Source organism: Pseudomonadota bacterium (assembly GCA_040752895.1).
Classification (GTDB): Bacteria; Pseudomonadota; Alphaproteobacteria.
In genome coordinates this window covers 361476-387538 of the sequence record JBFMHN010000001.1, presented here as the reverse complement: position 1 = coordinate 387538, position 26063 = coordinate 361476, and the positions used below count along the sequence as shown (strand labels likewise).

The following is a 26063-nucleotide window of genomic DNA, read 5'->3' as shown; positions in this document are numbered from 1 at the left end:
CCCGATGCCAACCGCGCCTTCTCATCCAGCAAAAAGGCCGTCTCGGCAAGGGCCGAAAACTTACGCCGAAAAGTGAGATATAGAAATATATAAAGGGAAGGGACCCTCCTTCATGCTCCGTTCATTTCGACATGCATAAGTGGCAAAAACAATTGGCGGGGCCTTGGAAAACGATCTTCATCGCCTTTCTTTTCCTTGGGCTGGGGCTGGGGCTCGGTGCCGGCGTGGCGCTCTTTTTCGCGGAGAAGCCGGCGGCGCCTAAAATCTTGGCCAGTGTTCCCGCACCGAGTAAAGCTTTACCCAAGCCCGCGAACCGGGTCGAGACCCTACCCGCGCCGGTGCCAGCGCCAATGCCAGTGCCGCAATGGATGCGAAACGCCATGCCCGCGCCAGAGGCAGGGGCGAAGCCGATGATCGCCGTCATCCTTGATGATCTCGGCCCCAATCAAGCGGGCACGGAAGCCGCTATCGACCTGCCGCCGCCTATTACCCTTGCCTTTCTTCCTTACGCGGAGAATTTGCCGAAACTGACGGCGAAGGCGCGGGCGGCCGGGCACGAGTTGCTGGTCCATGTCCCGATGGAGCCGGATGGGGAAGGGGGAGAAGACCCGGGTCCGCAAGTGCTCCTCACGCGGTTGGGGCCGGACGAGGTGCTGAAACGGCTGCGGTGGGATCTCGACCGTTTCGATCACTATGTCGGGATCAACAACCACATGGGCAGCAAGTTCACGAAAGACCCGGCACGCCTCGCCATCGTCTTCAAAGAACTGAAAAAACGCGGCCTTCTGTTCATCGATTCGAGGACGACGGCAGAAACCGCGGCCAGGAGAGTGGCCGAGGAAATCGGGGTGCCTTTCGCCGAGCGTCAGGTTTTTCTCGACAATATACGCTCGATCGAAAATCTGCGAGAGAGCCTCGCCGAGCTCGAAGCGCTCGCCCGGAAAGGAGGGTCGGCCATTGCGATCGGCCATCCCCATGGGATCACCTTGAAGGCGTTGCGGGAATGGCTGCCTAGCCTTGAAGGAAAAGGCTTCGCGCTGGTACCGGTCAGCGCGATTGTCCGCCGGCATCTCGAAGATCCGGACCGGCGGTCTAGCGCCAACTAGGAAGAGGCCTTTTCCTTGCCGCGGGCGGCGTAACGCAGGGCTTCCTCCGCGGCGCGCAGAAGCGCCATCGCCTTGTTGCGGCTCTCCTGATATTCCGCCTCCGGGTCGCTGTCCGCGACCACCCCGCCACCCGCCTGAATATACATTGTTCCGTCCTTGACGACGGCGGTGCGAAGCGCGATGCAGCTGTCCATCGCGCCGTTCGCCGCGAAGTAACCGACGCAGCCGCCGTAAATACGCCGGCGATCCGGTTCAAGTTGCTCGATAATTTCCATCGCCCGCACCTTCGGTGCGCCGGAAACGGTGCCGGCGGGGAAGCCCGCGATTAGCGCGTCGGTCGCATCGAATTTGGGGTCGAGTTCGCCCTCGACGTTCGAAACCAGATGCATAACGTGGGAGTAGTGTTCGACGGCCATCTCTTCCGTGACGCGAACCGTGCCGACCTTGGCCACACGGCCGACGTCGTTCCGGCCAAGATCGAGCAGCATGAGGTGCTCGGCCCGCTCCTTCGGGTCGTTCAGCAGGTTCTCCGCCAACCGGCGATCCTCTTCCGCGTTGGCGCCGCGCCGTCGGGTGCCGGCGATGGGCCGGATCGTGATCTTGCCGTCGCGTACCCGCACCATAATCTCGGGGCTGGAACCAACGACCGCGAAGCCCTGGAAATCGAGCAGAAAAAGAAAAGGCGAGGGGTTTAACCGGCGAAGCGCCCGGTAAAGGGCGAGGGGCGGCAAGGAAAAAGGAAGCTGGAAGCGTTGCGAAGGCACGACCTGGAAGACATCGCCCGCCCGGATGTATTCCTTCGCCCGTTCGACCATCCCATGATAGGCCTCGCGCGTCATGTTCGAGGTGATTGGGGGCGCTTCTCCGGTGGCGGATGACGCCACGGTTTCGTGCGCAAGCCCTGCTTCAAGGGTGCCGAGACATTGACGAAGGCGTTTCTCCGCCGCCGCGTAGGCTTCTTCCGCCGTCACCCCTTGCTTCGGGCGCACCGGCGTAACCAGGGTTGCCGTATCGGCGATGTTGTCAAAGATCGCCATCATCGTCGGGCGAACGAACATGCCGTCCGGTAGGCCGGCAATACCGTCCGGGTTCTTGGCCGGCAGGCGTTCCATCAACCGGACCATGTCATAGCCCATGTACCCGACAAGGCCGGCCGCCATCGGCGGCAATGCCTCGGGTAAATCGATCGCGGATTTTGCCAGAAGTGCGCGGAACGAGCGCAGCGCGCCGTCCGAAACCGGAACGAAATCACCGCCGCCGGCTTCAGCGTTCTCGTTGATTTCCGCCCGGTCTCCGAAACAGCGCCAAACAACGTCCGGACGAATGCCGATGAACGAGTAACGCCCGCGGACGGCGCCACCCTCGACGGATTCAAGGAGAAAACCGTTCGGTGCGTCCTTGGCAAGCTTCTGCATGGCCGAAACGGGCGTTTCCAGATCGGCCACCCGTTCCGTCCACACGACCTGGGCGCGGTTGTCTTGGTAGCTCTTCACAAAATCGGAAAAGGCAGGCTGAATGCGCATCGCCCGCGGTCAGAACGCGGCTTCTATCGCGGAGCGATTCACTTTTACCCCGTATTTTTTTCTTAACGCGGCCGCGTATTGATCGAGGACGTCGCCGGCCATCGCTTCTAGCGCTTCCTGCCGGACTTCCTCAAGCGCTTTCGTATCCTTTTCGATATCGGCTTCCAGAATTTTCTTCACTTCGGCAACGGCATAGCCGTTTTTGGACGGTGCCATCACCACAGCGCCGGGCTTAGCCGCAAAAATCTCGCGAACGAGTTCGGCGGTAACGCCAGAACCATCGTCCTCTTCGTCCCGGGCCAGGGGGCGGGATACCGTAAAGGCCAGGCCGCGATTGCGGGCAAGCGTCTTGAGGCTTTCCTTGTTCCCGGCCTCTGCAACAAGCAAGGCCGCTGTCTCTTTAGCCTTGCCCATCCGTTCCTTCGCCTGCCAGTCGGCGATCACCTGGGCGCGAATCTCCTCCAGCGGACGGGCCGTCGAAGGTGTAATGGAGTCGACTCGCAGTAGAAAAAAACCACCTTCTTTGGTTTCCGTAAGTGCGCTGTTTTCGCCTTCCGCCGTTTTGAAGGCGACCGCGAGAAAGTCTTGGATGTCGGGAAAGCTTGCTATCGGCTTCCCGGCTGCGTCTTTCCCCTTGGCGGTCACTTTGTCGAAATGAGAGATGGGAAGGTTTAACGTCTTTCCAGCCGCATCGAGAGAAGCCCCGCCGGCGAGAAGGTCCTCAAGCTGCGTCGAAACCGCATACAGGCTGTTGATCGCCCGGTCCTGGGCAATCCCTTCGGCAATCTGGGCCCGCACATCTTCGAAAGAAGGGGTCGAACTGGGCTCGATTTTTTTCACGCGCAGGATGTGCCAGCCAAAGGGGCTGCGGATGGGCTTGCTGATCGCGCCCTCCGGCAACTGGAAGGCCGTGTCGGCTATCTCCGGAATTAGGTTCTGGCGCGGGTGGTTGCCGAGAGAAAGACTGACGCCCTCTTTGATTTTTCCAGCTTCCCTTGCCACTTCCTCGAAGGTCTTGCCGGCAGCCAACATCGCCTCCGCCTGCGTGGCGCTTTCCTGATCGGAAAGAAGAATTTGTTCGATTTCGCGGTGTTCCGGGATGCCGAGTTCGCCGATGCGCGCCTCGTTCTCGTATTCTTCCCGAAGTTCCTTTTCGGGGATATCGACTTCGCCCATGAAGTGGGCGGGGGTAAGGATGATCCCCGTGATAGCGCGGTATTCCGGCGCCATATATGTGCCGATATGGGCCTCATAATAGTCTGTCAACGCGTTCGCGTCGGGGCTTCCAATCTCTTTCACCTTACTCGCTGGAATCTCGACGACCTCCGCCACCCGTTTTTCTTTCAGGAACTTGAAAAGCGCCACACCCAAGCGTTCCGGAAGGACCGTCCCGTGGGTGACGGCTTCGGTCAGCTGGTTGCGCAGGATTCCAGAGCGAACCAGCTTTACGAATTCCTCTTCCGTCAACCGGTTATCGGCCAGAAGGCGATAGAAGACTTCCTCGCTGAATTCCCCGAACCCGTCACGGAAGGAAGGGTTGGCCCGAATTTGCACAGCTACCAGCGCGTCCGAGGTAGCGAGCCTGAGGGCTTGCGCTTCAAGCTCGAAGACGAGGCCTGAAATCAGGCGGTCGAGCGCATTGTCCACGAGGCCCATTTCGCGAGCCCGTTCGGTCGTTAGGGTGCCTTCGAAGACATACTGAATGCGGTCAATTTCCCGTTGAAATTCACGCATAAACTGGGTGCCGGTGATGCGGATGCCACCGACCTCTGCAACCGTGCTTTCGCGTCCGCCGCGAAAAATATCGCCGATCCCCCACGCCGCGAAACTCAGGACGAGGAGAAGGAGAAGTCCTTTGACAACCCAGGAGGCTGTGCGTTTACGGATCGAAGCCAGCATATGAAATCGTGAGGTGAGGTGTTGGGTTAAAAAAAAGGCATGAATTCAAGCCGTTGCCAGCCGCATGATAAAGAGGGCGCCAATCCCCCGCAACCACAGAATGGAGCGTTTTACGTTCACCTTCGAGACTGGAAAGGGGGCTTGCCCTATGCTACGCAGGCGCCTCAACGATTTGGCGGGAAACAGGGACACCGGAAACCAACATGGCTGATGCACCACGCCCGTTAATCGCCGGCAATTGGAAAATGAATGGGCTTTGCGAAACCGGGCGCGCACTGACCCAAGCCGTCGTCAAACGCTGGCGGGCGGCGGACCGTGGGAAGGTTGACCTTCTCCTTTGCCCGCCGGCAACCCTTCTCGGCATGGTCGGCGAAGCGCTTAAGGGAAGCGGAATTCTTCTCGGTGCACAAGATTGCCATTCCGAAAAACCGGGCGCCCACACCGGCGATATTGCCGCCGTTATGCTGGCCGATATTGGATGCCGCTTCGTCGTCCTCGGCCATTCCGAACGCCGCCAGGCTCACCGGGAGACCGACGCCCTTGTGCGGGCGAAAGTGCGGGCGGCCCATACCGCGGGCCTTACCGTCATCCTGTGCGTAGGCGAAAGCGCGGCGGAACGGCAGGCGGGCAGGGCAGAGGCGATCGTCGGTGCGCAGCTTGACGGTTCCCTGCCAGATGGGGCTTCGGACAAAAACACCGTCATCGCCTACGAGCCGGTCTGGGCGATCGGCAGCGGAAAAACGCCGGCGGCGGACGATATCCGCGCCATGCATGCATGGATCCGGGCACGCCTTGGCAAACGTTTCGGCGGGGCGGACGCTTTGCGTATCCTCTATGGCGGTTCCGTAACGTCGAAGAACGCGCCAGATATTTTGCCAATGCCCGAGGTGAATGGCGCTCTGGTCGGCGGCGCCAGTCTCGATGCCGAAGAATTCTGCCGAATTGCGAGTTGTGGCTAGCATTCCTAGGCAAAATTCAGTAAAAGGCGTGGGACGGCCCGCCGAAAAATGGCAGAAAGCAGCGAAAAACCAGTCGAATGACCACGGTCCTTCTCGTCGTTCATCTTTTACTTGCGATTGCGCTCGTGAGCGTCGTGCTGCTGCAGCAGAGCGAAGGCGGCGGCCTGGGAATTGGCGGCAGCGGCGGCAGCCTGTTTACGACCAAGGAAACGGCCAATTTGCTGACCCGCACGACGGCGATCCTGGCCGCCCTTTTCATGGTGACAAGCCTTACGCTGGCCATCCTCGCCAACCAATCATCGAAACCGCAGTCGATTCTCGATATCAAGGAACCCGCCGCGGTTCCCCTTGAAGTGGCGCCCATTGCACCGGCGGCCGAACCAAACGCTCCCTTGGGCGAATGACGCGGGGCTTAGGCTCCAAAAACCGAAACGGCGTTTTTGCCGCCTCTTTTGTTTTTGGTGCTTTTGGCAGGCCCCCTTTTTCGGGTAAGCTGTAATTCCATGACGCGGTTCATTTTCATCACCGGCGGCGTGGTCTCCTCACTTGGAAAAGGAATCGCCTCCGCGGCGCTCGGCGCGCTACTGCAGGCGCGCGGATTCAAGGTCCGCCTTCGCAAGCTCGATCCCTATTTGAACGTAGACCCGGGCACGATGAGCCCTTATCAGCACGGCGAGGTCTACGTCACCGACGACGGGGCGGAAACCGATCTCGACCTTGGCCACTACGAGCGCTTTATCGGCGTTTCTTCCCGGCGGACGGATAACGTCACGACCGGCAAGATTTATTCCTCCGTCATCGCGAAGGAACGCCGGGGTGACTATCTCGGAGCCACCATTCAGGTCATCCCCCACGTCACCGACGCCATCAAGGAATTCATCCTGGCCGATCTTAAGGACGAGGATTTCGTCCTATGCGAAATCGGCGGCACGGTCGGCGACATCGAAGGGTTGCCTTTCCTCGAAGCAATCCGCCAGCTTGGCAACGAACTTGGCAGCGAGCGCACCATGTACGTGCATCTCACGCTGCTGCCATATATCCCGTCCTCCGGCGAATTAAAGACAAAGCCGACGCAGCACTCCGTAAAGGAACTCTTGAGCGTCGGAATTCAGCCGGACATCCTGCTTTGCCGGAGCGATCGCGAAATCCCCGCCTCCGAGCGGCGAAAAATTGCGCTCTTTTGCAACGTCCGCGAGGAGGCAGTCATTCCCGCCAAAGACGTGGGATCGATTTACGAGGTTCCCTTAAGCTACCACGCGGAAGGATTCGACGAGCAGGTTTGCCGTCATTTCAACGTCGCTCGTGACCGCCAACCGGACTTAAACCGCTGGCGGGACATCGTCGCGCGAATCCATTCGCCCGAAGGCGAGGTGAAGATCGCCATCGTCGGCAAATACGTCAACTTGTTGGACAGTTACAAATCCCTTATCGAAGCGCTCGATCACGGCGCCATCGCGAATCATGTCCGGGTGAGCCTGGACTGGATCGATTCCGAGATCTTCGAAAACGGCAACGCCGTCCAAAAACTCGAAGACGTGCATGGGATTCTCGTGCCGGGCGGTTTCGGCGAGCGCGGCTCGGAAGGCAAGATTGCCGCCGTCGAATTCGCCCGTGAACGGCGCGTGCCTTATTTCGGCATCTGCTTTGGAATGCAAATGGCCGTCGTCGAGATTGCCCGGCACCTCGCGGGGCTTCGGGAAGCGAATTCGACGGAGTTCGGACCGACGAAGGAACCGGTCATCGGGCTCATGACGGAATGGGCCCAGGGCGAGGCGACCGTTCACCGAACGGCGAAGGACGAGTTGGGCGGCACCATGCGGCTTGGCGCCTATCCGTGCCATCTCGAACCTGGAAGCCGGGTATCCGAAATCTACAAGGGCGAGAAACTGATCCACGAGCGTCACCGTCATCGCTACGAGGTGAACATCAACTACACCAACCAGCTTGCCGCCGTCGGCCTTCGCTTCTCCGGCATGTCTCCGGACGGCAGGTTGCCGGAAATCATCGAGATCGCGGATCACCCATGGTTCATTGGCGTGCAGTTCCACCCCGAGCTGAAATCCAGGCCCTTCGAACCGCACCCTTTATTTACTTCCTTTATCGAAGCGGCTGTAAAACAGTCGCGACTGGTGTAAACGGACGCCGCCAATGACACGCCATGCCCATGTCACCATCGGAAAGGTCAAGGTCGGCAACGACCTGCCGCTGACGTTGATCGCCGGCCCTTGCGCGATCGAAAGCGAAAGCCACGCGCTGGAGACGGCCGAAGCGCTCGTCAAGATCACGGGCAAGCTGGGCATCGGCCTCGTTTACAAGTCTTCTTACGACAAGGCGAACCGGACGAGCGGGAAAAGCCCGCGGGGCGTCGGGATCGGCAAGGGGCTTGCCATCCTGGCCGAGGTGCGCGCCCGCCTGGGCTGCCCGGTGCTGACGGATGTTCACGCGCCCGATCAATGCAGGCCCGTTGCCGAGGTCGTCGATGTGCTGCAGATACCGGCCTTTCTTTGCCGGCAAACGGACCTTCTGGAGGCGGCCGCCAAGACCGGAAAAGCCATCAACGTCAAGAAGGGGCAGTTCCTGGCACCTTGGGACATGGCAAACGTCGTCCACAAGATTGTGGCGGCGGGAAACCCTAACGTCCTCGTCTGCGAACGCGGTGCAAGCTTTGGGTACAACACGCTGGTCTCCGACATGCGCGCCCTGCCGATCCTGGCACGCGACGGCTTCCCCGTCGTGTTCGACGCCACCCATTCCGTCCAGCAGCCCGGCGGCCAGGGAACCGTAAGCGGCGGCCAGCGCGAATTCGTGCCCGTCCTCGCCCGCGCCGCGGTGGCGGTGGGGGTGGCGGCCGTCTTTCTGGAAACCCACCCCGACCCGGACAACGCCCCCTCCGACGGGCCGAACATGGTGCCGATGGCAAGGCTGCCGGCCCTGCTGGAGGAACTGATCGAATTCGATCGGATCGCAAAGGCGCGACCGATCTTGTTTTCCTAAATTCCCCAGGGAGAAGCGTTCCATGATGGCGATTACCGATATCCACGCTCGCGAAATCCTGGACAGCCGCGGCAACCCGACCGTCGAGGTGGAGGTTAGCCTTGAAAACGAGATCATGGCCCGCGCCGCCGTGCCGTCGGGGGCTTCGACCGGCACCCACGAAGCGGTCGAACTTCGCGACGGCGGCAGTCGCTATGGCGGAAAGGGGGTGCAAAAGGCCGTTGATGCCGTGAACGGCGAGATTTTCGACGCCCTTTCCGGCATGGACGCCGAAGACCAGGTGGCGCTCGACCGCATCCTCGTCGAACTCGACGGTACGCCGAACAAGTCGCGCCTAGGCGCCAACGCCATTCTTGGCGTGAGCTTGGCGGTCGCCAAGGCGGCGGCGATCGGGGCGGGTCTGCCGCTTTTTCGCTATATCGGGGGCGCCCATGCGCGGATTCTTCCCGTGCCGCTCATGAACATCCTGAACGGTGGCGCCCACGCCGACAACCCCCTCGACATTCAGGAATTCATGCTGATGCCGATCGGCGCGCCGAGTTTCGCCGACGGCCTTCGCATGGGCGCGGAAATTTTCCACGCGCTGAAGGCGCAGTTGAAGAAGGCGGGCCACAATACGAATGTCGGCGACGAAGGGGGATTCGCGCCAAATTTAAAAAGCGCCGACGAAGCGCTCGGCTTCATTGTCCAGGCTATCGAGAAGGCCGGCTATCGGCCGGGCGAGGACATAGGGCTTGCCCTCGACGTGGCGGCAAACGACTTTTTCAAGAACGGCGTCTATGAATTTCGGGGCGAGGGGAAGCGATTCGACCGGAATGGTCTCGTGGATTTCTACCGGAATCTAGTCAAGCGCCATCCGATCGTTTCCATTGAGGACGGCATGGCGGAAGACGACTGGGAAGGCTGGGAAATTCTGACAAAGGCGCTGGGTGCAGAGATTCAACTCGTCGGGGATGATCTTTTCGTGACGAACCGGCTGCGTGTGCAGGAAGGAATCGCCCGCAAGGTTGCCAACGCCGTTCTCATCAAGCCCAACCAAATCGGCACCCTTTCCGAAACGCTGGAGACGGTCGAGACTGCCCACAAGGCCGGTTACAAGGCCGTGCTTTCCCACCGTTCCGGCGAAACGGAGGACACCACGATCGCCGACCTTGCGGTGGCGACGAATTGCGGTCAGATCAAGGCCGGTTCGCTTTCCCGCACCGACCGGCTTGCCAAATACAATCAGCTTGTCCGCATCGAAGAAGAACTCACGCCGAACGGCCGTTATGCCGGCCAAACCGTTCTGCGCACGGCAACTTGACTTTCACCGATGTAAATTACCCCTTCGATCCATGACGCTGGGCAAACACCCGCGTCGCCTCCGCAGGCGGGGCGTCGATGAAGAAAAAGTGTTGACGGCGCGAAAGCAGCATGATTCCCTTAATTTCCATGTCGCTTTTGATCGAGTTGCGCGCACGCGCCAAACAGATCGTCGTTCCCGTTTTCGGGATCGTGGCGGTTTCTTACTTCAGCTATCACACGATTCAAGGCGAACGCGGGATTCTCGCCTGGCTGCAACTCACGAATCAGCTAGAACAGGCGAAGGAGACCCTTCATACGCTGGAATTCGAACGGAACACCCTTGCCAGCCGCGTCCGCCTTTTGCACCCGGATCATCTCGATCTCGATATGCTGGACGAACAAGCCCGCCGGCTCTTGAGTGTCGGCCGGGAGGATGAAATTCTCTTTCTGTTGCCGTCGGCGAAAGCGAAAGCCGACCAACCCGCCAGCCTTCCGGCGCAAAAAGATTAACCTGAATTCAGTTTATATTAATTTTTTTCTGTAATATGAATATGTTGTAGCGCGGTTTTCCTTGCAATTCCGGCCGCAGGCGCGTAGTTCTAGCCTTAAGAAAGCACCCATGGTTGGGGTTGCATGGCCGCGAAAAAATCCACGAAAAAGGTAAAGGCAGACGTCGCGCAAGCACTGGCGAGGCGCCGTCGCGCCCGTCGGGGAACCCCTTCGGAACCTGGGAAGCTGCTCGGCTTCTACCGCCAGATGCTGCTCATACGCCGCTTCGAGGAAAAGGCGGGGCAGCTTTATGGCATGGGCCTGATCGGCGGCTTTTGCCATCTCTATATCGGACAGGAAGCCGTCGTCGTAGGCGCGCTGGCGGCGATCGAGCCACCGAAGGATTCCTACGTCACCGCCTATCGCTGCCACGGCCACGCCCTGGGGGCCGGCCTCGACGCCAAGACCATCCTGGCGGAACTCACCGGCCGGCGCGACGGGGTATGCAAGGGCAAGGGCGGCTCTATGCATCTCTTCGCGCCCGACAAAGGGTTCTATGGCGGGCACGGAATCGTCGGCGCCACGGCCCCGCTCGGCACCGGCATCGCTTTCGCTCACAAATACCGAGACGACGGCGGCGTCGTGCTGACCTTCTTTGGCGAGGGCGCTGCCAACCAGGGACAGGTTTACGAAGCCTTCAACATGGCCTCTCTCTGGAAGCTTCCCGTCGTCTATATCATCGAGAACAACCGCTACGGCATGGGAACCGCCGTCGAACGGGCCTCGGCGATCACCGATATGTACAAGCATGGCGACAGCGTCGGCATTCCGGGCGAACGGGTGGACGGCATGGACGTTCTCGCGGTCGAAAAAGCGGTGAAAAAGGCGGCGGCCCATGCGCGCGCCGGCAAGGGGCCAACGCTTCTCGAAATGCGAACCTATCGCTACCGCGGCCATTCGATGTCGGACCCGGCAAAGTACCGGAGCCGCGAGGAGGTCGCAAAAATACGAGAAAAACGAGACCCCATCGATCACTTGAGCAAGACATTGCTTGCCACCGGCAAGGTGAAGGAAGAGGGCCTGAAGGAAATCGATCGCGAAGTAAAGGCGGTCGTCTCGGAAGCCGCCGAATTCAGCCAGAAGAGTCCCGAACCGGCCGGCGAAGAACTCCTGACCGACATCCTGATCGAAGTCCGAACTTAGTAACGCCATGCCGAAGCAAGTTTTGATGCCCGCGCTGAGCCCGACGATGGAGGAGGGGAAGCTTGCGCGCTGGGTAAAGCGGGAAGGGGAGAAAATCGCCGCGGGCGACGTGCTGGCGGAGATCGAGACCGACAAGGCGACGCTTGAGCTTGAGGCGACGGACGAGGGGGTCCTGGGAAAGATTTTGGTTGCCGAAGGAACCGAAGGGGTTCGGGTGAACGCGCCGATCGCCTGGATTCTCGAGGAAGGCGAGGACGCCGGCGCCCTTGCCGGGGCGGAACCCGCACCCGTGCCCGTCGTGCCAGCCGCGCCGAAAAAGGCGGAAGAAAAGCCGGCGGCGCGGGAAGCGCCGAAGCCACAAACCCCCACCGAAGCCAAACCGGCCGCACCAAGGACGGTGGAAGCCCAACCCCGACAGGAAAGCGCCAAGCCGGGCACGCGGGTCTTCGCGAGTCCGCTGGCGAGGCGGCTGGCGAAGGAGGCCGGGTTCGACCTGCACGCCGTTCGGGGGACCGGCCCCCACGGCCGAATCGTCAAGGCCGACGTCGAAAGCGTGTCGAGACGGGCCGTTATGCCTCTGCCAGGGCGGCCCATCCCGCGCGCCCCCGGCACCATGCCGTCTTCCAAGGAAATCCCGAACACGAATATTCGCACCGTGCTCGCCGAGCGCCTGACAAAGGTCCACCAGGAGGTTCCCACCTTCTTCCTTTCAATCGACTGCGCGATCGATGCGCTTCTTTCCATCCGGCAACAAGCCAACGATATGCTGGAAGAAAGGGAAAAGTTGTCGGTGAACGATTTCCTGATCCGCGCGGCGGCGCTGGCGCTGATGGAGGTGCCGGTAGTGAATTCGAGCTGGGAAGGGAAAGCGATTCGCCAGTACGAAGGGGCGGACATCGCGATGGCGGTGGCAACCGAGCGCGGGCTTATCACACCGGTCCTCCGAGGGGCGGAGGCAAAAACCGTCCGGGAAATCGCCCGTGAGGCGAAGGTGCTTGCCGAGAAGGCGCGGGCCGGCAAATTGCGGCCCGAGGAATTCCAGGGCGGCACGTTCACGGTTTCGAATCTCGGCATGCTCGGAATCCGCCAGTTCGACGCCATCTTGAATCCGCCGCAGGCATGTATCCTGGCGATGGGCGCCGGCGAGAAGCGGCCAGTCGTGCGGGACGGCGCGGTTGCAATCGCAACGGTGATGATCTCCACGCTCACCTGCGACCATCGCGTCGTGGACGGCGCAAAAGGTGCGGAATTCCTGGCCGCCTTCAAGCGTTATGTCGAGGAGCCCGCCCGCATGCTTCTCAAGGAAGCCGGCTATGGCTGATCCGAATTACGACATCGCCATCGTGGGCGGCGGGCCGGGCGGCTATGTAGCGGCAATCCGGGCGGCCCAGCTCGGTCTCAAAGTGGCGGTGATCGAGGAGAAGCATCTCGGCGGCATCTGCCTCAACTGGGGCTGCATTCCGACGAAGGCGCTTCTGCATTGTTCGGAGATTCACCACCTTCTTCGGCACCTTGACGATTACGGCTTCTCTGCCAAGGAGATACAATTCGATATTCAGAAAATAGTTAAGCGTTCGCGGGCGGTCGCTGATCAACTTGCGAAGGGGGTCGCTTACCTTCTGAAGAAAAACAAAGTGGACGTCATCGAAGGCCGCGCCCGACTTCAAGGCAAGGGGAAGATCGAGATTACAAAAGCCAAGGCGGAAACCCGCGCCGTCGCGGCGAAGCATATCCTGCTGGCGACCGGCGCCCGGGCGAAAACGCTCCCCGGCCTAGAGCCGGACGGCAAGCTCGTCTGGACCTATCGGGAAGCGATGGTGCCCGCCGCGTTTCCGAAATCGCTTCTGGTCATCGGCTCCGGCGCCATCGGGATCGAATTCGCAAGCTTCTACCGGAACCTGGGCGCCGAGGTCACGGTCGTCGAGGTTCTCGATCGCATCCTGCCTGCGGAGGACGAGGAAATCTCCGACCTTGCCCGCAAGGCTTTTACGAAGCAGGGAATTCGCATTCTGACGAAGGCCGAGGTGGTGGATATCAAGAAGGGCAACGATCGCCTGACGGCGAAGGTAAAGGCAAACGGCAAGGAAGAAACGATCGAAGCGGCGCGCGCCATCCTCGCGGTCGGCATCACCGGAAACACCGAAGACCTGGGCCTCGAAGGGACAAAGGTGCGGGTCGAAAAAGGGCACGTTTTAGTCAACGAATGGCTCGAGACCGGCGAACCGGGGGTGTTTGCGATCGGCGATCTCGTCGGCCCGCCCTGGCTTGCCCACAAGGCGAGCCATGAAGGGGTACTCTGTGTCGAAAAGATCGCCGGCGTGAAAGGCGTCCATCCCCTCGACGTGACGCGGATCCCGGGTTGCACCTATTCGATGCCGCAGGTGGCAAGCGTAGGCCTCACCGAGAAGGCGGCGAAGGCGGCGGGACATGAGGTGCGGGTCGGGCGCTTCCCATACCGGGGAAACGGCAAGGCGGTCGCCATGGGAGCCCTGGAGGGTTTAGTAAAGACGGTGTTCGACACGAAGACCGGCGAATTGCTTGGCGCCCATATCCTCGGGGCGGAGGCGACCGAGTTGATCCAGGGCTATATGATCGCACGCACGCTGGAGGCGACGGAAGCCGAGCTGATCGCCGCGATCTTCCCGCATCCCACCCTTTCGGAGACCCTGCACGAGGCCGTCCTTGACGCCTATGGCCGGGCCATTCATTTCTAGGAGCAAGATGGGCGACGTCGAAAACCTGCACCCGCACGAACCGCTCCGGAAGCCGCCGTGGATCCGCGTGAAGGCACCGACCTCGCACGCCTATGCCGAAACCCGCAACCTGATGCGCCGGCTTCGCCTGAACACGGTGTGCGAGGAAGCGGCCTGCCCGAATATCGGGGAATGCTGGGCCAACAAGCACGCGACCGTCATGATCCTGGGAAACGTGTGCACGCGGGCCTGCGCCTTCTGCAACGTCGCCACCGGCAAGCCCGATCTTCTCGATCCGCACGAGCCGGAGAACGTCGCCCTGGCCGTAGCGGAACTCGGGCTTCATCACGTCGTCGTCACGTCCGTGGACCGGGACGACCTGGCGGACGGCGGCGCCAGCCACTTCGTTCGCTGCATCGGGGAAATCCGGAAGCGCGCCCCCCAAACGACAATCGAAGTGCTGACGCCCGATTTCCTGCGAAAAGAAGGCGCGATCGAGGCGGTCATTGCGGCAAGGCCGGACGTTTTCAACCACAACCTCGAAACGGTGCCGGGCCTTTACCGGCGGATTCGTCCGGGGGCCAGATATTACCATTCCCTTCGCCTGCTTGAGCGGGCCAAAAGGCTCGACCCTTCGATCTTCACGAAGTCCGGGATCATGGTGGGTCTGGGCGAGACGAAGGAAGAGGTGCTGCAGGTCATGGACGATCTGCGTACGGCGGACGTGGACTTCCTCACCATCGGCCAATACTTGCAGCCGACCCCGCGCCACGCGCCCGTCGTCGCCTACATCACGCCGGAAATCTTCGCGGATTACCGCAAGATCGCCCTGGCCAAGGGATTCGAGATGGTCGCCTCCTCGCCGTTGACGCGCTCCTCCTACCACGCCGACAAGGACTTCGAAGCGCTGCGCACGGCGCGCGAGGCACGCCTTGCCGGCGACTGACCGGCCGCATGCCGACCCACGCCGAAAAGCGCCATCTGCCCTACACGCCGGAACAGCTGTTCGACCTTGTGGCCGATATCGAGCGCTACCCGGAATTTCTTCCATGGTGCCTGGCCGCGCGCATCGAAAGACGCGAGGGAAACACGGTCTACGCGGACCTTGTCATCGGCTTCAAGATGTTCCGCGAGCATTTTTCTTCCGTTGACGTTTTCGACCGTCCGCACCGGATCGACGTCCGCTACACGAAGGGCCCGCTGCGCCACCTGAACAACCACTGGGTTTTCGAAAGGGCGCCGGACGGCGGCTCCATCCTGGACTTCTACATCGACTTCGAGTTCCACGCGCGCCTCTTCCAGAAAATAGCCGGTCCCCTTTTCGATGAGGCGGTGCGGCGGCTGGTCGCGGCCTTCGAGGCCCGCGCGCATACGATTTACGGCGTCCCAAAAGGAAAAGGGACCTAAGAGACGAGGCCTTCCGCTTGCCGCCTCAAAAGTCCGATCGCCGCCTGCACGGCGTGCAGCCGGATCGCCGTGCGGTCGCCCGAAAAGACGTGGCGCGCGTGAAGGGTGGGGCGCCCGCGGGCGGCGGTGGCCAGATGCACGAGGCCGACCGGCTTATCCTGCGTCCCGCCGCCTGGGCCTGCGATCCCCGTTGTGGCGATGGAAAGATCCACACCGGCAGATGCAAGGGCGCCTTCCGCCATGGCGCGGGCAACCGCCTCGCTGACGGCGCCGTGGGTTTCGATCAATCTTTTCGAAACGCCGAGCAGGGCTTCCTTTGCTTCATTCGCATAAACGATAAAGCCGCGTTCAAGCACGTTCGAAGCACCCGGAATTTCCGTCAAGCAGCCGGTAACGAGACCGCCAGTGCAGGATTCGGCCGTGACGAGGCGAAGCCCATGGCGGTGGCACAGCAGAAGAAGTGTCCGCGTCTCTTCCAGCAATTCCCTTGAAAACATGTGCCGTCAGCCGAGAAGGAAGCGCACGAGCAGAAGCCCGGCGATTGCATAAACCGCAGCCATCCCGTCGTCGGCCATAATGCCGAAACCGCCGGGCAAGCCCCGCTCGATGGCGCGAATAGGCCAAGGTTTCAGGATGTCGGCGAGGCGGAAGAAAAAAAAGCCAAGACCGTAAAAAAGCACTTCCCTCGGCACCATGCTGAGCACGAGCCATTGGGCGACGACCTCGTCTATGACGACGGCGGGCGGGTCGGTCTTTTCGTAGGCGCTGGCATAAACGCCGGCCGCCCAGATCCCGACCGGTACGAAAAGAATGGCGAGGACCGCAAGCCCGGCCTGCCCGAAAGCGCCCGTCACGCCCCAGGCAAGGGGAAGAGCGGCAAGCGACGCCCAACTGCCGGGCGCGAACGGGAGGCGGCCGATGCCGAACGCCGTCCCTATCCAGAACGCCGGATGCCAAAAGGGCAGGGAAGGGGCTTTGTGTGAAGTTTCCAAGGGCGTCTATTCCGGAAGCACGACGGTTGCGATGGCCTGGGCGGCGATGGCTTCCTGCCGCCCGATGAATCCGAGGCCCTCCATCGTCGTCGCCTTCACGCTGATTGCGTTTTCCGAAAGCCCGGTGAGGACGGCAAGGCGCGCGACCATGGCGCCGCGGTGAGGGCCGATCTTTGGCGTCTCGCAAATGAGCGTGACGTCGAGGTTGCGAAGCCTGCCGCCTCGCTTCGAGAGCCGGGCGAGCGCGCCTTGCAGAAAGATAGCCGAATCGACGCCCCGCCACTTCGGATCCGAAGGCGGAAAATGGGTGCCGATGTCACCCTCGCCAAGGGTGCCCAGGATCGCGTCCGTCAGCGCGTGCAAACCGACGTCGCCGTCCGAATGGGCATCGATCCCGTGGCTGTGGGGGATGGGAACACCGCAGATCATGACATGATCGCCGACACCGAAGCGATGAAGGTCGAAGCCCTGGCCGACGCGAAGAAGGCCAGCCTCGCCACGCAGTATCCGCTCGGCGCGGGCAAAATCCTCCGGCGTCGTCACCTTGAAGTTTTCCTCCGATCCAGCGACCAGCCGGACCGGCATCCCGGCGGCTTCGGCTACGGCGGCGTCGTCCGTCAAGTCCTTGCCCATTGCCTTCCGATGCGCCTCGAGGATGGCTGCGAAATGAAACCCTTGCGGAGTTTGTGCCCGCCATAGGCCGGTCCGGTCGACCGTATCGCCAATGATCTGGCCTTCTGTCTGGCGTTTCAGCGTGTCCGAAACGGGGATGGCGGCAATCGCCGCCGGGCCCGAGGCAAGCGCTTCGAGGACACGCTCGATCGTCACCGCCTGGACGAACGGCCGGGCGGCGTCGTGAATGAGGACATAATCGGGGAGACGCGGTTCCAGACTCTCCAAGCCAAGACGCACGGATTCCTGTCGGGTTTTGCCGCCAGGCACCGGGTCGAGCAGAGGAAGGCCGGACGTCGCGTGCGCGTAAAGCTCGCGATCGTCGGGGTGGATGACGACCCGCGTCGCCACCACTTTCGGATGCGTCGCGAACGTCTCGGCGGTGTGGCGCAGGACTTCCTTGCCGCCCAGCGGTAAGTACTGCTTCGGCCGCTCGCCGCCAAGCCGGTGGCCGCGGCCACCGGCAACGATTAACGCAATGCAACCAGACATATTTTTTTCATGGGCTCTCTACAAAAGACCGGGTCAACCTAGCCGTGGGGCAAGCAATTTGCCAAGAGATGGAAAAATTGCCCGGATTGCATAAAAATTATGCACTATATATACTGCCTAAAAAATACTCATATTCTTTGCCGGATTATATAAAAAACTCATCTATATCAAGTATATAACAAAATGCGCCCTTCACATATGGAACGAATGGAAACGGCGGCTGGGGGGCGGCTTGGGATCGAGAACATCCTGGCCAGCCTGCCAAACCCTCTCGTCGTAATCGGGCCGGAAAACGAAATCCGGTATGCAAACCAAGCGGCCGAACAGCTTTTCGAGGCCAGCGAAATCCACCTTTTCGGGCGACCCCTGGAAGGGCTCGTGCCAGCCGACAGCCCGCTCTTCGTGCTGATCCAGCAGGTGCGCGAAGAGGGAAGCAGCATTTTCGAATACGACCTCCACTTGAGCGGTCCGCGTTTCGCGTCCCGCCTCGTTGCGATCCAAGTCGCCCCCGTCATTGACTGGAAAGGCCATCTCTTACTGGCCATCCACGAACGTTCCGTCACCCAGAAGATCGACCGCCAACTCACCCATAAAGGGGCCGCCCGCTCCGTCGCGGCGATGGCCGCCATGCTGGCGCATGAGGTGAAGAATCCGCTTTCCGGAATCCGCGGCGCAGCACAGCTTTTAGAGCAGGGCCTTGGCCCCGAGGACAGGGCGCTTACGCGCCTCATCTGCGACGAGACGGACCGCATCTGCACGCTCGTGAACCGGATGGAGACTTTCTCCGAAAGCCTTCCCCTTCGCCGCGGGCCGGTCAACATTCACGAAGTGCTCGAACGCGTTCGGCAGATCGCCCAGAACGGCTTCGCCCGGCACGTCCGCTTCGTTGAGGTGTACGACCCATCCTTGCCCCCGGTTTCCGGCAACCGGGATCAGTTGATTCAGGTCTTCCTCAACCTGGTGAAGAACGCCGCTGAGGCGGTACCGGAAACCAATGGGGAAATCGCTCTCCTGACTTCCTACCAGCACGGCATGCGCTTAAGCAGCCCGAACGGAAGCCACCGTGTTTTGCTGCCGATCGCCGTCAGTGTCCGCGACAACGGTTTGGGTATCCCGGAAGAGATTCGCCCGCATCTCTTCGACCCCTTCGTGACGGCAAAGGTGAACGGGACGGGCCTAGGGCTCGCGCTGGTGGCAAAGATCATAGACGGCCATGGCGGGGTGATCGAGTTCGACAGCGCGCCGCATCGGACGGTCTTTCGCATCATGCTTCCGATGGACGAGGGGGGTAAGGAAAGCAAATGACGGCGGCCACCATTCTTCTGGCAGACGACGACCGCGCGATCCGCATCGTGATCGAACAAGCCCTGAACCGCAAGGGCTATCAAGTGCGCTCGACCGGCAACGCTGCGACCCTTTGGAAATGGATCAGCGAGGGCGACGGCCAGCTTGTCATCACGGACGTCATTCTGCCGGACGAGAACGGTCTCGATCTAATCCCGCGGATCAAAAAACTGCGGAGCGATCTTCGAATCATCGTCATGAGCGCCCAAAATACGCTGCTGACCGCCGTGCGGGCAACGGAACGGGGTGCGTTCGAATACCTGCCGAAGCCTTTCGATCTCAACGAACTCGTGCACGTCGTCGAACGTGCGCTCACAGTACGCGAACGGCCGCGTGGGACCGAACCGGGGAATGGAGAGACGGAAGAGCAACTCCCCCTCATCGGGCGTTCGCCTGCCATGCAGGAAATCTACCGGATCCTGGCGCGCCTGATGGCGACTGACCTGACCGTCATGATCTCGGGCGAATCGGGAACCGGAAAAGAACTCGTCGCCCGCGCCCTTCATGACTTCGGCAAACGCAGGAACGCGCCCTTCGTCGCAATCAACATGGCGGCTATTCCCCGCGAGTTGATCGAAAGCGAACTTTTCGGTCACGAAAAAGGTGCCTTCACGGGGGCGGCCAACCGCCACGTCGGACGCTTCGAGCAAGCGGAAGGCGGCACTCTTTTCCTGGACGAGATTGGCGATATGCCGGTCGAAGCGCAGACGCGGCTTCTCCGGGTCCTGCAGGAGGGCGAATTTACGACGGTCGGCGGACGAACGCCGATCCGCGCAAACGTACGCATCATCGCCGCGACTCACCGTAACCTGCAACAGCTCGTCAACCAGGGGCTTTTCCGCGAAGACCTTTTCTATCGCCTCAACGTCGTTCCGATCCGCCTGCCGCCGCTTCGCGAACGTACCGATGACATTCCGGCGCTTGTGCAACACTTTTTTGCGGAGGCGGCAACCGAAGGGTTACCGCTGAAAGCGTTGGAGGCGCCGGCGATGGAACGGCTGAAACAACACGGCTGGCCCGGAAATGTGCGCGAGTTGGAAAATCTCGTTCGCCGGCTCGTTGCCCTTTATTCCCAGGAGATCATCGGTCTCGACATCATTGAATCCGAACTGGCCGATTTCCGCCCGCCGGCCGTCCCGCCGCCGCCCGAGGCGGAAAGTCTGGGCGCCGCCGTCGAACGGCACCTGAAAAACGCCTTCGGAGAAAGCATGGAGGAACTGCCGCCCGACCTGTATGGGCGCGTGGTCCGCGAAGTGGAAAAGCCGCTGCTCGCCTTTACCCTCGTCGCGACCCGGGGAAATCAGGTCAAGGCAGCCGAGATTCTTGGTCTTAACCGGAACACGCTTCGCAAGAAAATCCGCGAGTTGGACATTCCGGTCGTTCGCGGCCTAAAATAACGTTGGCGAAAGGCCGATCTCCGGCTTCGTTTTTTTGCACGTCGCGCCCTTGGAAAAATAGAACGCCCCTCGAAACATGAAAATCGTCATATGTGGCGCCGGGCAGGTGGGTTTTAATCTCGCCCGCCAGTTGTCGGCGGAAGGCAACGATGTAACGGTCATCGATCGCGATCCGGACCGCATCAACCGCGCCGCGTCCGCCCTCGACGTCCAAGCAATCGTCGGCTTCGCCTCGCACCCGGACGTTCTGGTTCAGGCCGGCCTCAAAGACGCCGACATGTTGATCGCGGTGACGCGCGAGGACGAAATCAACATGGTCGCATGCCAGATTGCGCACTCCCTTTTCAAGGTGCCGACGAAAATTGCGCGCATCCGCGAGCAGGAATACCTAAAGCCCATGTGGGCCGATTTGTTCAGCCGCGACCACTTACCCATTGACGTGATCATTTCGCCGGAAATCGAAGTCGCGCATGCGATCGCGCGTCGCCTGGAGGTGCCCGGCGCTTTCGACGTGACACCGTTGGCGGAAGGGAAAGTAAAACTGATCGGACTTCGTTGCCTCGAAGATTGTCCGGTTGTCAACACGCCCTTGCGACAATTGACGGAACTTTTCCCAAATCTTTCCATCACCATCGTCGGAATCATTCGAAACGAGCAATTGATCGTTCCCTCGGATGAAGATCAAATGCTTGCCGACGACGACGTCTATTTCATCGTCGAAACCGAGCACGTGGCCCGCGCCATGCAGGCGTTCGGCCATGAAAAACCGGAAGCGCGACGGGTGGCCATCCTGGGCGGCGGCAATGTCGGCCTGTTCCTGGCCCAGAAAATTGAAGAGAACCACCCCACCGTGCACGCGAAACTCGTCGAGTCCAACCGCGCCCGCGCCGAGGAGGTTGCCGAACAACTTACCCGGACGGTGGTTCTGCAGGGCGGCGCCCTAGATCTTGAAATTCTCGAAGAAATCAACGTGCGGTCGGCCGAAGCGGTCGTCGCAGTCACGAACGACGACGAGGTGAATATCCTGAGCGCGTTGCTGGCGAAGCGGCAGGGGTGTCCACGGGTGATCGCGCTGATCAACAACCAGGCTTACGTAAACCTTGTCGGCTGGCTCGGCATCGACGCCGTCGTGAGCCCCCGCGTCATCACCGTTTCCTCTATTCTCCAACATGTCCGGCGCGGGCGCATCCGCGGCGTTTACACCATCTACGAGGGAAGCGGCGAGATCATCGAGGCGGACGCGCTGGAAACCTCCAGCCTGGTTGGCAAGCCTCTGCGCGAAATTGACCTTCCAGACTCGATTCTCATTGGTGTAATCGTGCGTGGGGACCAGGTCATCATCCCGCGCGGCGGCACGACGATCCTGGCCGGCGACCGTGTCATCCTTTTTGCCGCCGCCGCCGCCGTGAAAAAAGTCGAGAAGCTGTTTACCGTCGGCCTGGAATTTTTCTAAGCCATGGCAACTGCGCGCGCGGCACGAAAATTGGACTGCAACCCCACCAACGTATGAATCCATGTCCCGCATCGCTTATGTAAACGGCCGCTACGTGCCCCATCGTCAGGCCGGTGTCCACATCGAGGATCGCGGCTACCAGTTCGCCGACGGGGTTTACGAGGTTATCGCCATCCTCGACGGGAAGCCGGTGGAAGAAGACCCCCATCTCGACCGTCTGGAACGGTCGCTCTCGGAACTCCGGATGCAGGGCCCCATGGCGCGGCCGGCGTTGAAGGTCGTTCTGCACGAAGTGATCCGGCGCAATCGAATCCGTGACGGAATTCTTTACCTTCAGATAACCCGCGGGGTGGCTCGCCGCGATCACGTTTTCCCTTCGCGTCCGGCGATCTCGCTGATCGTGACGGCCCGGCCGGCGGCCCTACCGCCGACGGAAACGTTACGCGAGGGCGTTCGCGTGATCACGGTGCCGGATATTCGCTGGAAACGCTGCGACATTAAAACGATCGCGCTGCTTCCCAACGTCCTCGCCAAACAAAAAGCGCGCGAGGCGGGCGCCTATGAAGCCTGGTTCGTTGACGCCGAAGGCTTCGTCACGGAGGGAAGCTCCACCAACGCCTGGATCGTAACGCCGGCAGGCATTCTGATCACCCGGCCGGCCAACCCATCCATCCTGAGCGGCATCACGCGGCTCGGCGTCCTCGAAGCCGCCATGGAGGAAGGTATCCCGGTCGAGGAGCGTCCTTTCCATCTGGACGAGGCCAAAGCCGCGGCGGAAGCCTTCCTGACCAGCACGACCGCGTTCCTGCTTCCGGTTCTCAAAATTGATGATAAAGTAATCGGCGGCGGTAAACCGGGGAAGACGACGGGCTGCCTCTTCCACCGGTATGTAAAGAAACTAACTGCGAACAAAAAAAGGAGAACCGGCGCCCATGAAAAAAAAGCCGCCTTATCCACGGGGAATTCTCTTTGATTGGGACAACACCTTGGTGGACAGTTGGGGGGGAATGCACCGGGCGATGAACGCCACCCTGGTCGCCATGGGCCACGAGCCATGGACGATGGCGCAGGCACAGCGTCGAATGAACCGCTCTCTCCGAAACGCCTTTCCCCAATTGTTCGGCGACCGCTGGCACGAGGCCCACGACGTTTTCTACGAAGCGTTCACGGAAAGCCACATCGAGACGCTGAAAAGCATGCCGGGCGCCTGCGAGATGCTCGAAACACTTCATGAAATGCGTATTTTCATGGGGGTGGCGAGCAGCAAGCTGGGACCGATGCTGAGGAAAGAGATCGCTCATCTCGGCTGGGAAAAATATTTGCCCGGCGTCGTCGGGGCAGGGGAGGCGAAAAAAGACAAGCCGGCAAAAGAAGCCGCCCTCTATGCCGTCCGCAACACAAGCCTTACCTTGGGACCCGACCTATGGGTGGTTGGCGACCTTCCGATCGATGTCGAGTTCGCCCGCAACACGGGTGCGACCGCCGTCGTGATGAACAATTCCTTGCCTGATATCAAGGAATACGGGGACCTTGCGCCCGACTGGGTCGTGGATACCTGCAAGGACCTTCCGCCCTTTATCAGCGCATGCGCCGATAACCGGTAGCGAAGGGGCGCATAGTAAAAATAATAAACAATAAGAAGAACGGGGACGAAAAATGACGGCAGAAAAATCACAAAATGTTCAGGATGTCTTCTTAAACAACATTCGGAAAAACAAGGTTTACGTTACCGTCTTTCTGATCAATGGCGTCAAGCTTCAGGGGGTCGTTACCTGGTTCGATAATTTTTGTGTACTTCTTCGTCGGAACAACCACGTGCAGTTGATCTACAAGCACGCTATTTCGACGATCATGCCGGCGGGGCCGCTCCAGCTCTTTGAAGAAAGCAAGGAAAACGTCGAGACCTCCGCCGAAACGGATGCCGAGTAACGGATCGCGGGGAGAGCCCGTCCGGCCAGCCGGGACCGGCGAACGCGTCGCTGTCCTCTACCCTTTTCCGAAGGGAAACGGCGATGGTCTTTTGCGCCATGCCGAGGCCCGTCTCGAAGAAGCCGTAAGCCTTGCCCAAGCGATTTCCCTTACGGTTGTTGACGCAGAGATAATCTCCCTCGGCCGTCCCACACCCGCCACGCTTTTCGGTCGCGGCACCGTTGAGCGTCTGGGCGAACGGGTGAAAGAAGACGCGATCGGCCTTGCCGTCATCGACCACCCCTTAAGCCCGGTTCAACAGCGCAACCTGGAACAAGCATGGCGTTGCAAGGTCATCGACCGCACCGGTCTGATTCTCGAAATCTTCGGCGAACGGGCACGCACGCGGGAAGGCCGCTTGCAAGTGGAACTCGCCCATCTTTCCTATCAGCGAAGCCGCCTCGTCCGTTCCTGGACTCACCTGGAGCGGCAGCGGGGTGGGTTCGGCTTCCTGGGCGGGCCAGGTGAAACCCAAATCGAAACCGACCGCCGGATTCTTGGCGAGCGGATCACGCGGCTAAAGGAGGAGCTTTCCAAGGTCACCCGCACCCGGAGATTGCATCGCGAGGCCCGCAAGCGCGTGCCATACCCGACCCTGGCCTTGGTCGGCTATACAAACGCCGGCAAATCAACCCTGTTCAATCGGCTAACCGGCGCCGGGGTTTTCGTCGCCGACATGCTGTTCGCCACCCTCGACCCCACGCTGCGGGGGGTAACGCTCCCCTCGGGGCGGCGGGTGATCGTTTCGGACACAGTCGGCTTCGTCTCGGAGCTGCCGACACAACTCGTCGCCGCCTTTCGCGCCACCCTCGAAGAGGTGCGGGAGGCGGATCTCATCCTGCACGTTTCCGACATCGCCCACCCGGACAACGCTGCCCAACGCGAGGACGTCTATCGCGTGCTGCGGGAGCTTGGGATGGCAGACCGCATCGAGCAAGACGTCATCGAGGTTCTGAACAAGGCCGACCTGTTAGAGCTTTCGCAGCGGGAAACGCTCCGCAACCGGGCCGCTCGCGCGCCGAACCAGGTTCTTCTTTCGGCCGTCAGCGGGGAAGGGGTCGAGGACCTGCGCGCCCTGCTCGACGAGCGGCTGGCGGAGAGGCTCGCCGTGCTTGAGGTCTCCGTGCCGCTTTCCGACGGCGCCCGCATCGCCTGGCTTTACCGCCACGGCGAAGTGATGGGCCGTCGCGACGATGAAAACCTTGCCCATTTCCGGGTTCGGCTCGAACCGAAGGACGCCGCCCGCTTCGCGAATCAGGGCAAGGCCTGAGCTCTTGGACTTAGGCTTTTCTTTCCTCCGCCTTCGCCTGCGTCCAGAATTCCTCGAGCTTTTCCAAGCTGACGCCTTCCACGGCAAGACCAACCTCCGCCAGAAGCGTCTCCACCCGTCCGAACCGCCGTTCGAACTTCGCGTTGGCGGCCCGCAGGGCTGATTCCGGTTCGACATCGAGATGGCGGGCCAAGTTGACGCAAGCGAAGAGCAGGTCGCCGACCTCTTCCGAAAGGCGCGTGGAATCGGGCTGTTTATCCGACCCGGCCGGCGGCAGCTCCGCCTTGATTTCGGCGATCTCCTCGGCCAGCTTCGCAAAGACGCCATCCACCGAATCCCAATCGAAGCCGATCCGGGCGGCGCGTTTCTGTAATTTTCTGGCCCGCAGCAGGGCAGGAAGAGCGTGTGCAATACCTTCCAGCGCGCCTGCTCGCCCTCCTCCTTCTCCGCCCTTTTTTTCTTCCCGCTCCGCCTCCTTGAAGGTTTCCCAGGCACGAACTTGGGCCTGGGCGTTAGTGATCCGGTCCTCGCCGAAGACGTGCGGGTGGCGGCGGATCATCTTCTCGGAAATGGCGCCAACCACGTCTTCGAAGCCAAAGCGGCCCAGTTCCGCCGCCATCTGGGCGTGGTAGACAACCTGAAAGAGGAGATCGCCGAGTTCTTCCCGAAGCGCCTCCAGATCACCGTCTGCGATCGTCTGGGCAACCTCGTAGGCTTCCTCGATCGTATGTGGCGCGATCGAGGTGAAGTCCTGCTCAAGGTCCCAGGGGCAACCACGTTCGGGATCGCGAAGACAGCGCATGACGTCGAGAAGGCGGCCGATGCCGCCGTCGGCGGTTTTTTGGGCCTTGCTCATGGCGCCGTCCGATCGCGGAGCCGATCGAGGGGAAGGCTGGCCTGGCTGGGATGAAAAGATCG

26 protein-coding genes are annotated in these 26063 nt (G+C 61.0%); 19 read left to right on the top strand and 7 right to left on the bottom strand.

Going from position 1 to position 26063, the window contains the following annotated elements; genetic code table 11:
• Positions 1-121: 121 nt before the first annotated feature.
• Positions 122-424, bottom strand: coding sequence for a hypothetical protein (locus AB1781_02040; GenBank protein MEW5703356.1), 303 nt, complete (start codon positions 422-424; stop codon positions 122-124).
• On the opposite strand from AB1781_02040, the gene AB1781_02035 reads away from it, so the two are divergent.
• Positions 411-1106, top strand: a complete 696-nt coding sequence (locus AB1781_02035; protein ID MEW5703355.1) for a divergent polysaccharide deacetylase family protein — start codon at positions 411-413, stop codon at positions 1104-1106. The two genes, AB1781_02040 and AB1781_02035, sit on opposite strands and share 14 nt — an antisense overlap.
• On the opposite strand, the gene trpE is transcribed toward AB1781_02035, so the two are convergent.
• Both trpE and AB1781_02025 read right to left on the bottom strand, forming a co-directional pair.
• Positions 1103-2629 (bottom strand): anthranilate synthase component I, encoded by a 1527-nt coding sequence (trpE, locus tag AB1781_02030; GenBank protein MEW5703354.1) that lies wholly within the window; start codon positions 2627-2629, stop codon positions 1103-1105. The two genes, AB1781_02035 and trpE, sit on opposite strands and share 4 nt — an antisense overlap.
• A 9-nt stretch (positions 2630-2638) precedes the next feature.
• Entirely contained in the window at positions 2639-4528 is a 1890-nt protein-coding gene (locus AB1781_02025) for a peptidyl-prolyl cis-trans isomerase (protein MEW5703353.1), read from the bottom strand.
• Between the two features lie 203 nt (positions 4529-4731).
• On the opposite strand from AB1781_02025, the gene tpiA reads away from it, so the two are divergent.
• The 11 genes from tpiA (at position 4732) to AB1781_01970 (ending at position 15557) form a co-directional block, all read left to right on the top strand.
• Positions 4732-5487 (top strand): triose-phosphate isomerase, encoded by a 756-nt coding sequence (tpiA, locus tag AB1781_02020; protein ID MEW5703352.1) that lies wholly within the window; start codon positions 4732-4734, stop codon positions 5485-5487.
• Positions 5488-5564: 77 nt separating this feature from the next.
• The gene (gene secG, locus AB1781_02015) at positions 5565-5891 is read left to right on the top strand and encodes a preprotein translocase subunit SecG (GenBank protein ID MEW5703351.1); all 327 of its coding nucleotides are present in this window, start codon (positions 5565-5567) and stop codon (positions 5889-5891) included.
• A gap of 99 nt (positions 5892-5990) precedes the next feature.
• A complete protein-coding gene (locus AB1781_02010) occupies positions 5991-7622 on the top strand; it encodes a CTP synthase (GenBank protein ID MEW5703350.1) in 1632 nt (543 codons plus the stop codon).
• Positions 7623-7635: 13 nt separating this feature from the next.
• On the top strand, positions 7636-8481 hold the full coding sequence (gene kdsA / locus AB1781_02005; protein ID MEW5703349.1) for a 3-deoxy-8-phosphooctulonate synthase: 846 nt from the start codon (positions 7636-7638) through the stop codon (positions 8479-8481).
• Between the two features lie 22 nt (positions 8482-8503).
• Positions 8504-9784 (top strand): phosphopyruvate hydratase, encoded by a 1281-nt coding sequence (gene eno, locus AB1781_02000; GenBank protein MEW5703348.1) that lies wholly within the window; start codon positions 8504-8506, stop codon positions 9782-9784.
• 110 nt (positions 9785-9894) lie between these two features.
• Positions 9895-10275: a septum formation initiator family protein gene (locus tag AB1781_01995; protein MEW5703347.1), complete on the top strand. Its 381-nt coding sequence runs from the start codon at positions 9895-9897 to the stop codon at positions 10273-10275.
• A 123-nt stretch (positions 10276-10398) separates the two neighbouring features.
• A complete protein-coding gene (gene pdhA, locus AB1781_01990; protein ID MEW5703346.1) occupies positions 10399-11457 on the top strand; it encodes a pyruvate dehydrogenase (acetyl-transferring) E1 component subunit alpha in 1059 nt (352 codons plus the stop codon).
• Positions 11458-11482: 25 nt separating this feature from the next.
• Positions 11483-12778 carry a pyruvate dehydrogenase complex dihydrolipoamide acetyltransferase gene (locus tag AB1781_01985; protein MEW5703345.1) on the top strand — a complete coding sequence of 432 codons (1296 nt, stop codon included), beginning with the start codon at positions 11483-11485 and terminating at the stop codon, positions 12776-12778.
• A complete protein-coding gene (lpdA, locus tag AB1781_01980) occupies positions 12771-14171 on the top strand; it encodes a dihydrolipoyl dehydrogenase (GenBank protein MEW5703344.1) in 1401 nt (466 codons plus the stop codon). Before AB1781_01985 ends, lpdA begins: the two co-directional genes overlap by 8 nt.
• A gap of 7 nt (positions 14172-14178) precedes the next feature.
• Complete coding sequence (gene lipA, locus AB1781_01975) at positions 14179-15096, top strand: lipoyl synthase (GenBank protein ID MEW5703343.1); 918 nt, start codon at positions 14179-14181, stop codon at positions 15094-15096.
• 8 nt (positions 15097-15104) lie between these two features.
• Positions 15105-15557 (top strand): type II toxin-antitoxin system RatA family toxin, encoded by a 453-nt coding sequence (locus AB1781_01970; GenBank protein ID MEW5703342.1) that lies wholly within the window; start codon positions 15105-15107, stop codon positions 15555-15557.
• Here the strand turns inward: AB1781_01970 and AB1781_01965 are convergent.
• From AB1781_01965 to AB1781_01955, 3 genes are read right to left on the bottom strand one after another with little or no spacing between them, the layout of a single operon-like run.
• Positions 15554-16054 carry a CinA family protein gene (locus AB1781_01965; GenBank protein ID MEW5703341.1) on the bottom strand — a complete coding sequence of 167 codons (501 nt, stop codon included), beginning with the start codon at positions 16052-16054 and terminating at the stop codon, positions 15554-15556. The two genes, AB1781_01970 and AB1781_01965, sit on opposite strands and share 4 nt — an antisense overlap.
• A 6-nt stretch (positions 16055-16060) precedes the next feature.
• Positions 16061-16549 (bottom strand): phosphatidylglycerophosphatase A, encoded by a 489-nt coding sequence (locus tag AB1781_01960; GenBank protein ID MEW5703340.1) that lies wholly within the window; start codon positions 16547-16549, stop codon positions 16061-16063.
• A 6-nt stretch (positions 16550-16555) separates the two neighbouring features.
• Positions 16556-17713 carry a bifunctional 2-C-methyl-D-erythritol 4-phosphate cytidylyltransferase/2-C-methyl-D-erythritol 2,4-cyclodiphosphate synthase gene (locus tag AB1781_01955; protein ID MEW5703339.1) on the bottom strand — a complete coding sequence of 386 codons (1158 nt, stop codon included), beginning with the start codon at positions 17711-17713 and terminating at the stop codon, positions 16556-16558.
• Positions 17714-17911: 198 nt separating this feature from the next.
• On the opposite strand from AB1781_01955, the gene AB1781_01950 reads away from it, so the two are divergent.
• From AB1781_01950 to hflX, 7 genes are all read left to right on the top strand, one after another.
• Complete coding sequence (locus tag AB1781_01950) at positions 17912-19018, top strand: ATP-binding protein (protein ID MEW5703338.1); 1107 nt, start codon at positions 17912-17914, stop codon at positions 19016-19018.
• Entirely contained in the window at positions 19015-20454 is a 1440-nt protein-coding gene (gene ntrC / locus AB1781_01945) for a nitrogen regulation protein NR(I) (GenBank protein ID MEW5703337.1), read from the top strand. Before AB1781_01950 ends, ntrC begins: the two co-directional genes overlap by 4 nt.
• Positions 20455-20530: 76 nt before the next feature.
• Positions 20531-21907 carry a Trk system potassium transporter TrkA gene (gene trkA, locus AB1781_01940; GenBank protein MEW5703336.1) on the top strand — a complete coding sequence of 459 codons (1377 nt, stop codon included), beginning with the start codon at positions 20531-20533 and terminating at the stop codon, positions 21905-21907.
• Positions 21908-21968: 61 nt separating this feature from the next.
• A complete protein-coding gene (locus AB1781_01935; GenBank protein MEW5703335.1) occupies positions 21969-22880 on the top strand; it encodes a D-amino-acid transaminase in 912 nt (303 codons plus the stop codon).
• The gene (locus AB1781_01930; GenBank protein MEW5703334.1) at positions 22840-23511 is read left to right on the top strand and encodes an HAD family hydrolase; all 672 of its coding nucleotides are present in this window, start codon (positions 22840-22842) and stop codon (positions 23509-23511) included. The genes AB1781_01935 and AB1781_01930 overlap by 41 nt, the downstream gene beginning before the upstream one ends.
• Before the next feature lie 52 nt (positions 23512-23563).
• Positions 23564-23836 (top strand): RNA chaperone Hfq, encoded by a 273-nt coding sequence (gene hfq / locus AB1781_01925; GenBank protein MEW5703333.1) that lies wholly within the window; start codon positions 23564-23566, stop codon positions 23834-23836.
• Positions 23826-25145, top strand: coding sequence for a GTPase HflX (hflX, locus tag AB1781_01920; GenBank protein ID MEW5703332.1), 1320 nt, complete (start codon positions 23826-23828; stop codon positions 25143-25145). Before hfq ends, hflX begins: the two co-directional genes overlap by 11 nt.
• Before the next feature lie 10 nt (positions 25146-25155).
• On the opposite strand, the gene mazG is transcribed toward hflX, so the two are convergent.
• The gene (gene mazG, locus AB1781_01915; protein ID MEW5703331.1) at positions 25156-26001 is read right to left on the bottom strand and encodes a nucleoside triphosphate pyrophosphohydrolase; all 846 of its coding nucleotides are present in this window, start codon (positions 25999-26001) and stop codon (positions 25156-25158) included.
• Between the last annotated feature and the right edge of the window lie 62 nt (positions 26002-26063).

Coding starts and splice junctions, on each gene's coding strand:
- trkA (MEW5703336.1), top strand. CDS start 20,531: ATGAAAATCGTCATATGTGGCGCCGGGCAGGTGGGTTTTAATCTCGCC.
- hflX (MEW5703332.1), top strand. CDS start 23,826: ATGCCGAGTAACGGATCGCGGGGAGAGCCCGTCCGGCCAGCCGGGACC.
- AB1781_01970 (MEW5703342.1), top strand. CDS start 15,105: ATGCCGACCCACGCCGAAAAGCGCCATCTGCCCTACACGCCGGAACAG.
- secG (MEW5703351.1), top strand. CDS start 5,565: ATGACCACGGTCCTTCTCGTCGTTCATCTTTTACTTGCGATTGCGCTC.
- kdsA (MEW5703349.1), top strand. CDS start 7,636: ATGACACGCCATGCCCATGTCACCATCGGAAAGGTCAAGGTCGGCAAC.
- trpE (MEW5703354.1), bottom strand. CDS start 2,629: ATGCGCATTCAGCCTGCCTTTTCCGATTTTGTGAAGAGCTACCAAGAC.
- hfq (MEW5703333.1), top strand. CDS start 23,564: ATGACGGCAGAAAAATCACAAAATGTTCAGGATGTCTTCTTAAACAAC.
- AB1781_01955 (MEW5703339.1), bottom strand. CDS start 17,713: ATGTCTGGTTGCATTGCGTTAATCGTTGCCGGTGGCCGCGGCCACCGG.
- AB1781_02040 (MEW5703356.1), bottom strand. CDS start 424: ATGACGGCGATCATCGGCTTCGCCCCTGCCTCTGGCGCGGGCATGGCG.
- AB1781_01935 (MEW5703335.1), top strand. CDS start 21,969: ATGTCCCGCATCGCTTATGTAAACGGCCGCTACGTGCCCCATCGTCAG.
- lipA (MEW5703343.1), top strand. CDS start 14,179: ATGGGCGACGTCGAAAACCTGCACCCGCACGAACCGCTCCGGAAGCCG.
- AB1781_02025 (MEW5703353.1), bottom strand. CDS start 4,528: ATGCTGGCTTCGATCCGTAAACGCACAGCCTCCTGGGTTGTCAAAGGA.
- tpiA (MEW5703352.1), top strand. CDS start 4,732: ATGGCTGATGCACCACGCCCGTTAATCGCCGGCAATTGGAAAATGAAT.
- mazG (MEW5703331.1), bottom strand. CDS start 26,001: ATGAGCAAGGCCCAAAAAACCGCCGACGGCGGCATCGGCCGCCTTCTC.
- AB1781_01950 (MEW5703338.1), top strand. CDS start 17,912: ATGGAACGAATGGAAACGGCGGCTGGGGGGCGGCTTGGGATCGAGAAC.
- pdhA (MEW5703346.1), top strand. CDS start 10,399: ATGGCCGCGAAAAAATCCACGAAAAAGGTAAAGGCAGACGTCGCGCAA.
- AB1781_01965 (MEW5703341.1), bottom strand. CDS start 16,054: ATGTTTTCAAGGGAATTGCTGGAAGAGACGCGGACACTTCTTCTGCTG.
- AB1781_01985 (MEW5703345.1), top strand. CDS start 11,483: ATGCCCGCGCTGAGCCCGACGATGGAGGAGGGGAAGCTTGCGCGCTGG.
- ntrC (MEW5703337.1), top strand. CDS start 19,015: ATGACGGCGGCCACCATTCTTCTGGCAGACGACGACCGCGCGATCCGC.
- AB1781_01995 (MEW5703347.1), top strand. CDS start 9,895: ATGATTCCCTTAATTTCCATGTCGCTTTTGATCGAGTTGCGCGCACGC.
- lpdA (MEW5703344.1), top strand. CDS start 12,771: ATGGCTGATCCGAATTACGACATCGCCATCGTGGGCGGCGGGCCGGGC.
- eno (MEW5703348.1), top strand. CDS start 8,504: ATGATGGCGATTACCGATATCCACGCTCGCGAAATCCTGGACAGCCGC.
- AB1781_02035 (MEW5703355.1), top strand. CDS start 411: ATGATCGCCGTCATCCTTGATGATCTCGGCCCCAATCAAGCGGGCACG.
- AB1781_01930 (MEW5703334.1), top strand. CDS start 22,840: ATGAAAAAAAAGCCGCCTTATCCACGGGGAATTCTCTTTGATTGGGAC.
- AB1781_02010 (MEW5703350.1), top strand. CDS start 5,991: ATGACGCGGTTCATTTTCATCACCGGCGGCGTGGTCTCCTCACTTGGA.